Origin of the sequence: Collinsella sp. AM10-26, assembly GCF_003472525.1 — a bacterium.
In the GTDB taxonomy this organism is placed as follows: Bacteria; Actinomycetota; Coriobacteriia; order Coriobacteriales; family Coriobacteriaceae; genus Collinsella.
The window spans coordinates 80,602-90,306 of record NZ_QRMC01000009.1; the positions used below are offsets into that span (position 1 = coordinate 80,602).

Sequence of the window (9,705 nt, forward strand, 5' to 3'; positions counted from 1 at the left end):
TCGTCTCCACAATTGATGCGATTTTCAAACGAATCTCCACAGCTAAAACAAGCATCGCCACCCTTGTATCGAACAAGACAACCGCGTTATACTAGCCAACACACAAGCGGGCATCGCCAAGTGGTAAGGCATCAGCTTCCCAAGCTGACACTCGCGGGTTCGAGTCCCGTTGCCCGCTCCAGTTAAGAGCACAAGCACGGCACCATTACGGTGCCGTGCTTTTTTCAATAAAGTGCCGGGACTCGAACCCGACAGGGTGCGAGCGTAAAGCAAACGCGAAGCGTTTGTAGCGAGCAGGCGAAGGCGCCGGCAGGCGCCTGAAGCCGGTGCGGATTTGCGAAGCAAATACGCGGACGTCCCGTTGCCCGCTCCCCCAGCAAAGGGAGACGCTGGGACACACGGCTCGACCGGGTCTCCTTCAGCGGTTCCGTGGACCGGAGCATGCCGACCGCAGCCGGTGCGGATTTGCGAAGCAAATACGCGGACGTCCCGTTGCCCGCTCCATCGAGCATGGGAGACCTCGGGACGGCCAATTCAACAAAGCCTCCCCATCGTCTCCGTGAATCCGAGGAGATCGCCCACAGCCGGTGCGCGTCCGCGACGCGGGCGCGCGGACGTCCCGTTGCCCGCTCCAATTCCAAAATGTTAGGTTCATGCCTACTGTCCATACTCGCACCCGCGCACGGTACAATGGTTGGGTTACGACCAACGTGCCAATAACCAAAAAGGAGCCGCTATGATCGATCGCTATACCCGCCCGGAGATGGGACACATCTTCTCCCTCGAGAATAAGTACGCCATTTGGCAGGAGATTGAGGTCCTGGCCTGCGAGGCTCAGGCGGAGCTCGGCAAGATCGGTATTTCCAAAGAAGAGGCCCAGTGGATCCGCGACCACGCCAACTTTGAGAAGGCAAAGGTCGACGAGATCGAGGAAGTCACGCGCCACGACGTTATTGCCTTCCTGACCAACATGAAGGAGTACATCGACGCCGATGTGCCCGAGGGCGACCCCAAGCCCAGCCGCTGGGTTCACTATGGCATGACCAGCTCCGATCTGGGCGATACGGCTCTGTGCTATCAGCTCACCCAGGCCTGTGACCTGATTATCGAGGACGTCAAGAAGCTTGGCGAGATTTGCAAGCGTCGCGCCTTCGAGGAGCGCAACACGCTCTGCGCCGGTCGCACCCATGGCATCCATGCCGAGCCGATGACCTTCGGTATGAAGTTTGGCTCTTGGGCCTGGGAGCTCAAGCGCGATCTGGATCGTCTTGAGGACGCTCGCAAGAACGTTGCCTTCGGTGCCATCTCCGGTGCCGTCGGCACCTACAGCTCCATCGAGCCGTTCGTCGAGGAGTACGTCTGTGAGCACCTGGGCCTGGTCCACGATCCGCTGTCCACGCAGGTCATCAGCCGCGACCATCATGCCTACCTGGCCGGCGTCCTTGCCACCACGGCGGCCACCTGCGAGCGCATTGCTACCGAGGTCCGCAATCTGCAGAAGACCGATACGCTCGAGGCCGAGGAGCCGTTCCGCAAGGGTCAAAAGGGCAGCTCCGCCATGCCACATAAGCGCAACCCGATCACCATGGAGAAGGTCTGTGGCCTGTCGCGCGTCGTGAAGTCCAATGCCCAGGTTGCCTTCGACAATGTCGCCCTGTGGCATGAGCGCGACATTTCGCACTCCTCTGCCGAGCGCGTCGCCCAGGCCGATAGCTTTATCGCACTCGACCACATGTTCCAGTGCCTTATCCGCGTTATCGACGGCCTGCAGCTGTATCCGGCTCGCATGATGGCCAACCTCAACAAGACTCGCGGCCTCATCTTCTCCTCCAAGGTCCTGCTGGCCCTCGTCGATACGGGCATCACCCGCGAGGATGCCTATGCCATCGTGCAGGAAAACGCCATGGCTACCTGGCACGAGGTGCAGGATTGCGTCTCCGGTCCCACCTTTAAGGAGCGTCTCGAGGCCGACCCGCGCTGCACCGTCAGCCAGGAGAAGCTCGACGAGATCTTTGATCCGTGGGACTTCCTCACCCGTATCGACACGGTCTTCGATCGCCTGGAGCAGCTGAGCTTCGAGTAGGTTCGGGCATAACGTTAGCTTTTTAGGGCGCTTTGCTGGTAATGTGTGTTGCCGGCAAAGCGCCTCGTTGCATTTAGGGAAAGACGGGGATAATAGTCGTCTCGAATAACATTCTGAGAGGGGATCGCATGATTTCGTTTGATTACAAGCCTCAGGGCGTGTGTGCTCGCAATATTCACCTTGACCTGTCCGATGACGGCAACAAGGTGGTGGGCGTCGAGTTTACCGGTGGCTGCAACGGCAATCTCAAGGCTATCTCCAAGCTGGTCGAGGGCGCTCCTGCCGATCGCGTCATCGAGGTTCTCGCTGGTAATACCTGCGGTATGAAGAAGACTTCTTGCGCCGATCAGCTCACGCGCGCTATCGAGGCCGCTCGCGCCGAGATCGCCTAATGAGTATCGCCGGCCAGATCAAGAACGGAATATCGCGCCGCGGCTTTGTGCTCGGAGGGGCTGCCGCGGGCGCTGCCACGGTGCTTGCCGGATGCTCAAAGAAAACGGGTACCAGCGACGACGCTGCCGGCGAGCCACAGGTTATCAAAGACGACTCAAAGATTATCTCGATTACGGATGAGTATGAGGCCGTCGATATCGATCTTGAGCCCACGGCTTCATGGACATTGCCCTTGGGCACGCTACTGTACTACTGCGATGGTGACTACGCTGCCGCGATGATGGCGCCTGCTTCTGCCCTGCATGCCAATACGCTTGGTGTGCTCAACCTGGGCGATGGCTCGCTCACGACGCTTATCGAGGATCCCGTCGAAGGTACGGGGTATTCGTTTTACGATGTCCGCGCCGGCGATGGCGTGTTTGCTTGGGTCGAGATGAACTTTGCGAATTCGTCATGGAAGCTCTATGCGCAAAGTATGGCAGGCGCGTCGCTTGCCGGCGATGTGGTTGAGCTCGACCGAGGCGGCAAGGACTACGATCCGCCGATGTTTACGGCGTTCGAATCGTCTGTCATTTGGTACAAGATGCCCTCAACGGGCGGAAATAAGACGAGTAGCGATTCGTATTGCTACCGCCGTTCGCTCGATGAGGCAAAGGCCGAGACCATTTGGAAGTCAACGGGTCGCTTTGCATCTGCCCCGCGCGTGAGTGACGGTATCTTGACCATATCCCCGCGCGTGCGCAATGACGAGGGTGTCTACTACGGCATGACGGCGATTGACCTGACGGACGGCAACAATACCAAAAGGGCTCAGCTGGTCCTTCCCTCCTCGGTGTCTCCCTTTGAGGCCGTATATATGGGTGACACATTTGTGTTCTCCATCGAGGCGACCTATAACGGCGTGGGAAGTCTTGGCAACATGGGCACCTATATTGGCAACGAGAACGGGACCTTCCTATTCCTGTCGCGTGAGCCGCTTGCATGTGCTGCCGGCAGGAAGAACAAATATCTGGTTAAGGTTCAGGCATCGCATTTTCTGATCGATACCTCCGCCAAAACCTATGGCTCGCTGCTGTCGCCCGACCGCGCCCTTGAATATGGCGATTATCCAGCTACGGCGGGTAAATCGAATACGTTTTTGACCTATGCCACGGTACGCAACAGCCAGGGAATCCCCGAGACGGTCACTGCCCGCCTGTTCTCTCTTTAGTACCGAGGGGTTAAAAAGGTGCCAACGGGGGAATAAACGCGTTGTAATTGTGAGTACCGCCCGCCGAGCCGCCGCACTGCAGCGGTGCTCGGTGGGCATAGGTGCGTTAAAATGGGCTTGTTCTTAGCTAATTGAGACAGGGGGGCCGTGTTATGGCTTCAGATGCAAAAAAGATTCTGCTGGTCGAGGATGAGAAGGCAATCCGTGACGCTGTCGCTGCCTATCTCGAGCGCGAGGGCTATTGGGTTGTGGGCGTGGGCGACGGCCAGTCTGCTATCGAGGAGTTCGAGAAGCATCAGTTCGACCTGGTCGTGCTCGACCTCATGCTCCCTAAGATTCCCGGTGAGCGCGTTTGCCGCACCATTCGCGACACCTCGGATGTGCCTATTATCATGCTTACCGCCAAGGGCGAGATCGAAGACCGTATTATCGGCCTCGAGCTCGGAGCCGACGACTATCTGATCAAGCCGTTCTCGCCGCGCGAGCTTGTTGCGCGCGTTCGCGCTCTGTTCCGCCGTGCCCATCAGGCCGACGAGCCCGCCGTCGAGGTACTCGACTTCGGCGATCTGGTCATCGATATCTCGGGCCACAAGATTTTGGTCGAGAACAAGGAAGTGGACCTGACCGCTTCCGAGTTTAAGCTGCTCACCACGCTTGCTCGTCATCCCGGTCGTGTCTACAACCGTATGGAGCTGGTTGAGAAGGTTCTCGGCTACGACTTTGAGGGCTATGAGCGCACCATCGACAGCCACGTGAAGAACCTTCGCGCCAAGCTGGGCGACGACCCCAAGAAGCCTAAGTGGCTCTATACCGTCCACGGTGTTGGCTATCGCTTCGAGGCCCCGGCCAAGACCGATAAGTCGGACGAGAAATAGGGAAATCACATATGACACCTGCGCGCTTTGAAATCGGACAAAAGCACAAGCAGGAGAACGAGGCGGGTTCCAAAGCAAGTTGGAACACGCCTCGTTCCGATTCACGGCCAACGATGAGCTATCCCTCGCGTATGGCCCTGGCTTTTGCCCTGACGTCGCTCATGACGGTATTGGTGCTGGTGGGCGTTGTCTCCGTTGTATGGGGCACCGTCTTTTCGGATTACACGCGTTCCAATATCGTTGAGATCGCCAATTCTGCCGCCGAAAAGCTTGCGACCTCGTACGAGGAAAACGGCAATTGGACGGCGGGCGAGCTGCGCACGGTCGCGACATCGAGTTTGGTGTCCGACGATCTGGGCATGCAGGTCGTCAACAAAAAGGGCGTGATCGTTTATGACGACTCATGGCCTTCGGCAAGTGCGACCGCCGATGTGCGCGAGAGCGAATCGGCGTCGAGCAGCTCGAGCGGTAAAAAGGCCTCGCATAGCCCGGTTTCGTCGGCGCCCACCGACTCCGATAGTGTTGCCAACGTCGAAATCATAACGTCTTCCGGCGAGCATGTCGGACAGGTAAAGCTATGGGCCATCGGCTCCGACGCCCTGCTCACCAAGGCAGATTCTGCGTTTAGAGAGAAGACCTTTAACGCCATGGCCCTTGCCGCGGTTGTGGCAGTCTGCATCTCGGTCGTTATCGGATCGCTCATGTCGCGCATGCTCACCAAGCCGATTCATCGTATTACCAGCACGGCCAAGCAAATTCGCGATGGCGATCTATCCGCTCGCACGGGCTTGCGCGGCGATGACGAAATCGATCAGCTGGGTGAGACCTTTGACGAGATGGCCACCTCGCTCGAGAAGGATATGAAGCACGAAAAGCGCCTGACCTCGGATGTCGCGCACGAGCTTCGCACACCGCTTATGGCCATGCTTGCAACGGTCGAGGCCATGCAGGACGGCGTGTATCCCACCGATGATGAGCATTTGGAAACCGTTGCTTCCGAGACGCGTCGACTTGCCCGTCTGGTGCAGCAGATGCTCGACCTGTCGCGCATGGAAAACAGCACGGCGCCGCTCAACCTTGAGCAGGTGGACATGGTCCCCTTCGTGCGCTCCATCGTCAACGCTCAGGAGCGCCTGTTTGTCGACCGCGATCTGCGCTTGCGCTTTGCAGACGAGACCCAAGGTCACGATGATGTCGTCGAGGCCGACCCCGATATGATCACGCAATGCGTCATCAACCTCATGAGCAACGCCATGCGCTACACCCCCGAGGGCGGTTGGGTCGTGGTGTCGGTGCTCAGTGACCGCAAGCATGTCAGTATTGCCGTTTCGGATACCGGTATCGGCATTGCCAAGGACGATCTGTCGCGCATCTTCGGCCGTTTTTGGCGCGCCGATGCCAGCCGCGCCCGCGAAGCTGGCGGCCTGGGCGTTGGCCTCGCCGTGACCAAGCAGATCGTCGAGCGTCACCATGGCTACATATCCGTGGAGTCGGAGCTTGGAAAGGGTACGACTTTTACAATTCATCTGCCCCGCGAGCACACGGCGGACGCGGCATCTACTACAATGGAGCACTAGCTTTTCGCTATTCGGTGAAGGAGGGGCCGCGTCCCTGCCGCTCCGAGTTTGCGAAAACGTGTGGGAAAGAACCCGCATTTCTGTCGTATTTAGGTAAGGAGTGACTCACGTGACAACGATGGAGCGTCGTCCGGATTCCCGTGGCAAGGTTCGTGATATCTACGATGCCGGTGAAAACCTGCTGATGGTCGCCACCGACCGCATTTCTGCGTTCGACTTCATTCTTCCCGACGAGATTCCGTTTAAGGGAGAGGTGCTCAATCGCATCTCGGCGTTCTGGTTCGACAAGTTTGCCGATATCGTCCCCAACCATCTCGTCTCCATCGACCCGGCGGATTTCCCCGAGGAGTTTGCTGAGTATCGTGACTACCTCGCTGGCCGCGCCATGCTGGTTAAGAAGGCCCAGACGATTCCTATCGAGTGCATCGTCCGCGGCTATCTGACCGGTTCGGGCAAGAAGACCTACGACGAGAACGGCACCGTCTGCGGCATCCAGCTGCCTGAGGGCCTGATCGAGGCTTCCAAGCTTCCCGAGCCGCTGTTCACGCCGTCCACGAAGGCCGAGATCGGTGACCACGACGAGAACATCTCGTTCGAGCGTTGCTGCGAGATCGTGGGCGAGGACATCGCCACGCAGATTCGTGACCTGTCTCTCAAGATCTACAAGGCCGCTGCTGAGTACGCCGCGACCCGTGGCATCATCATTGCCGACACTAAGTTTGAGTTTGGTGTCATAGATGGCAAGGTCACGCTGATCGACGAGTGCCTCACGCCCGACTCCAGCCGTTTCTGGCCTGCTGCCAGCTACGAGGAGGGCAAGATCCAGCCTAGCTACGACAAGCAATTCGTCCGCAATTGGCTCAAGGCCAACTGGGATATGACGGGGGAGACCCCGCACCTGCCCGCCGAGGTCATCGATGGCACGTCTGAGCGCTATCGCGAGGCCTTCCAGATCATCACGGGCTCCCAGTTCAAAAGCATGAAGGAGAACGCATAAGTGAGTACCCGTAGCGCCACGAACAAGCGCACGCAATCCCACGAAGTTACCGGGGTTGCGCGCAAGTCTGCCGCATCTGCTAAGCCCGCCCGCCAAGCAGCGAGCTCCGTTCGCGTCGTGCCGGCTTCGTCTAAGGCACGCCGCAAAGAGCTCGAGAAGGGTGAGAACCTCGAGGGCCTCTCTAAAGAGGAGAAGCGCGCCCGCAAGGCTAAGCAGCGCGCCAAGGAGGACCGCATCTATACGGTGTCGAATATCCTCCTCAAGCAGGACGAGGACTACACCAAGCGCCGTCGCATCTGGTGGATTGTGCTCGCCATTGGCATGGTGCTCGTCGTGGCCATTTGGGCTTCGCTGTACTTCGCTCCCGCTGGCATGGTGTCCAGCCCCGTCCAGATGGTCGGCATCGTTTTGTCCTACGTCATCATTTTGGGCGACTTTATCTATGACTTCGTGCGCATCCGCCCCCTACGCAACATGTACCGCACGCAGGCCGAGGGCATGTCCGAGAACAAGCTCAACGCTCTTATTGAGCGCGCGGCTGCCGAGGAGGACAAAAAGGACTCCAAGAAGAAATAGCGTTTGCATTCATACTTATCGCTAAGATATAAGGCGCGTCGTTTTTGCGACGCGCCTTTTTACTGTTCTATAGATAGATGGAGTGGCACATGATTCGAGCTGCCCTGACGGTTGAAGAAGCTCTGGAGGGCATGAAGGCCCTGGAGCCCAAGATTAAAAACTACGCTCGCCTGGTTGTCTGCAAGGGCGTAAACGTCAAGCCCGGCCAGGAAGTCGTCGTTCAGTCTCCGGTCGAGTGCGCGCCGTTTGCGCGCGTGGTGGTCGCGGAGGCCTATGCTGCCGGCGCCGGCCACGTGACGGTCATTTGGGCCGATGATGCCGTGACGAGGCTCACGTACGAGCATGTCGATAAAAGCTATTTTGAGCAGACGCCCGAGTGGAAGCGCCTGCAGCTGGATTCCCTAGCCCAGGACGGTGCCTGCTTTATCTTTATCGAGGGTGCGGATCCCGCAGCCCTCAAGGGCATCGATCCAGCCAAGCCGGCCGCGGCATCCAAGGCGAGGAATACGCAGTGCAAAGTTTTCCGCCGTGGACTGGATTACAACATCAATCCGTGGTGCATCGCCGGCGCTCCGGTCGTGGCTTGGGCGCACGAGGTGTTCCCGGGAGACGCCGATGAGGTTGCAATCTATAAGCTGTGGAATGCGATTCTGCACACCGCTCGCGCCGATGGCCAGGACCCGGAGAGCGACTGGGAGCTTCATGACGCGGCGTTCGAAAAGAACTTGCGCTTCCTGAACGACAATCGTTTTGACCGGCTGCATTACACCGCGGCAAATGGAACCGATCTGACGATTGGCATGACGAAGGGTCACGAGTGGGCCGGCGGCAAGGGTAAGACGCCCGATGGACATCCCTTCTTCCCCAACATCCCCACCGAGGAGGTCTTCACTTCGCCCGATCGCATGCGTGCCGACGGTATCGTGTACTCGGCCATGCCGCTCATCCACCACGGTAACAAGGTCGACGATTTTTGGATTAAGTTCGAGGGCGGCCGTGTGGTGGACTACGACGCCCGCGTGGGCAAGGCGACGCTTGCGAGCATCATCGATACCGATGAGGGCGCTGCTCATCTGGGAGAGGTCGCGCTCATTTCCAAGAACACGCCGATCCGCGAAAGTGGCGTTCTGTTCTACGATACGCTCTATGACGAGAACGCCAGCTGCCACCTTGCGCTGGGTGTCGGCTTCCCCGAGTGCATCGAGGGCGGGTATGACATGTCCAAGGAGGAGCTCCTGGAGCATGGCGTTAACGTCTCGAGCACGCATGTTGACTTTATGATCGGCACGGACGACATCGATATTACGGGCATTACGCCTGATGGACGTGAAGTTGTGATTTTCCAGAACGGCCAATGGAGTTGGGAATAGACCCAGACCGTGGTACAATGCCACCCGCGGGCCGTTAGCTCAGCTGGCAGAGCAGGGGACTTTTAATCCCAAGGTCCAGGGTTCGAACCCCTGACGGCCCACCATAGAAAAGAAAAGCGACTGGCGGATGCCGGCCGCTTTTTTGTTGCCGGTACACGGGTTCGAACCCGTCGGGGCGCGGAGCTGAGTAAACGCGAGAGCGTTTGCCAGCGCAGCGCGCGAGGCGAGAAAGCGCCGCAGCGGCCGCCTGCGAAGCAGGCTGAACCCCTGACGGCCCACCAAAGATTGTTGAGACGGTCAACTTCGGTTGGCCGTCTTTTTTTCGCCCTTTCATGGGTTCGAACCCGTATCTATCTATATATAAGAACGCTTGGCGAACAAAACCCGCCTTTTACCGATGAGAAACAAATAGCTGATGCCTTTGGAGTAAAGTAGCGCTCCAGAGATGACCGATGTCTCAATACTCGTAAAACAGCTGGTCATCGCCAATATCAGAAGCCAATGCTTCAGTTTTAACCTCAGTGACGCGACTGAGGGATCTATTTATTTGTGAACAAAATATGGAGTGCGTGATTCCCGCCCCCGGGGCCCCTCCGGTCTGGCAATATATCTCCTTGCCGCGCG

8 protein-coding genes and 2 tRNA genes are annotated in these 9,705 nt (G+C 58.3%); all 10 read left to right on the top strand.

From position 1 onward, the window contains the following. Positions 1-106: 106 nt before the first annotated feature. The 10 genes from DW123_RS08735 (at position 107) to DW123_RS08780 (ending at position 9,185) form a co-directional block, all read left to right on the top strand. Positions 107-181 (top strand) — tRNA-Gly (locus tag DW123_RS08735). A gap of 555 nt (positions 182-736) precedes the next feature. Next, positions 737-2,083, top strand: a complete 1,347-nt coding sequence (gene purB / locus DW123_RS08740; protein WP_118273654.1) for an adenylosuccinate lyase — start codon at positions 737-739, stop codon at positions 2,081-2,083. A gap of 128 nt (positions 2,084-2,211) precedes the next feature. Then, positions 2,212-2,475, top strand: coding sequence for a TIGR03905 family TSCPD domain-containing protein (locus DW123_RS08745; protein WP_117629999.1), 264 nt, complete (start codon positions 2,212-2,214; stop codon positions 2,473-2,475). Beyond that, positions 2,475-3,686: a twin-arginine translocation signal domain-containing protein gene (locus DW123_RS08750; RefSeq protein ID WP_118273655.1), complete on the top strand. Its 1,212-nt coding sequence runs from the start codon at positions 2,475-2,477 to the stop codon at positions 3,684-3,686. Before DW123_RS08745 ends, DW123_RS08750 begins: the two co-directional genes overlap by 1 nt. A gap of 152 nt (positions 3,687-3,838) precedes the next feature. After that, the gene (locus tag DW123_RS08755; protein ID WP_117716225.1) at positions 3,839-4,561 is read left to right on the top strand and encodes a response regulator transcription factor; all 723 of its coding nucleotides are present in this window, start codon (positions 3,839-3,841) and stop codon (positions 4,559-4,561) included. Positions 4,562-4,572: 11 nt separating this feature from the next. Then, positions 4,573-6,138: a cell wall metabolism sensor histidine kinase WalK gene (locus DW123_RS08760; RefSeq protein WP_117734831.1), complete on the top strand. Its 1,566-nt coding sequence runs from the start codon at positions 4,573-4,575 to the stop codon at positions 6,136-6,138. 118 nt (positions 6,139-6,256) lie between these two features. Continuing rightward, the gene (locus tag DW123_RS08765) at positions 6,257-7,135 is read left to right on the top strand and encodes a phosphoribosylaminoimidazolesuccinocarboxamide synthase (protein ID WP_118098370.1); all 879 of its coding nucleotides are present in this window, start codon (positions 6,257-6,259) and stop codon (positions 7,133-7,135) included. Next, on the top strand, positions 7,136-7,711 hold the full coding sequence (locus tag DW123_RS08770; RefSeq protein WP_118098372.1) for a hypothetical protein: 576 nt from the start codon (positions 7,136-7,138) through the stop codon (positions 7,709-7,711). A gap of 89 nt (positions 7,712-7,800) precedes the next feature. Continuing rightward, positions 7,801-9,081 (top strand): aminopeptidase, encoded by a 1,281-nt coding sequence (locus DW123_RS08775; protein ID WP_118098374.1) that lies wholly within the window; start codon positions 7,801-7,803, stop codon positions 9,079-9,081. Positions 9,082-9,109: 28 nt separating this feature from the next. Further along, a tRNA-Lys gene (locus DW123_RS08780) sits at positions 9,110-9,185 on the top strand. The last annotated feature ends 520 nt before the right edge of the window (positions 9,186-9,705 follow it).

Coding starts and splice junctions, on each gene's coding strand:
- purB (WP_118273654.1), top strand. CDS start 737: ATGATCGATCGCTATACCCGCCCGGAGATGGGACACATCTTCTCCCTC.
- DW123_RS08745 (WP_117629999.1), top strand. CDS start 2,212: ATGATTTCGTTTGATTACAAGCCTCAGGGCGTGTGTGCTCGCAATATT.
- DW123_RS08750 (WP_118273655.1), top strand. CDS start 2,475: ATGAGTATCGCCGGCCAGATCAAGAACGGAATATCGCGCCGCGGCTTT.
- DW123_RS08755 (WP_117716225.1), top strand. CDS start 3,839: ATGGCTTCAGATGCAAAAAAGATTCTGCTGGTCGAGGATGAGAAGGCA.
- DW123_RS08760 (WP_117734831.1), top strand. CDS start 4,573: ATGACACCTGCGCGCTTTGAAATCGGACAAAAGCACAAGCAGGAGAAC.
- DW123_RS08765 (WP_118098370.1), top strand. CDS start 6,257: ATGGAGCGTCGTCCGGATTCCCGTGGCAAGGTTCGTGATATCTACGAT.
- DW123_RS08775 (WP_118098374.1), top strand. CDS start 7,801: ATGATTCGAGCTGCCCTGACGGTTGAAGAAGCTCTGGAGGGCATGAAG.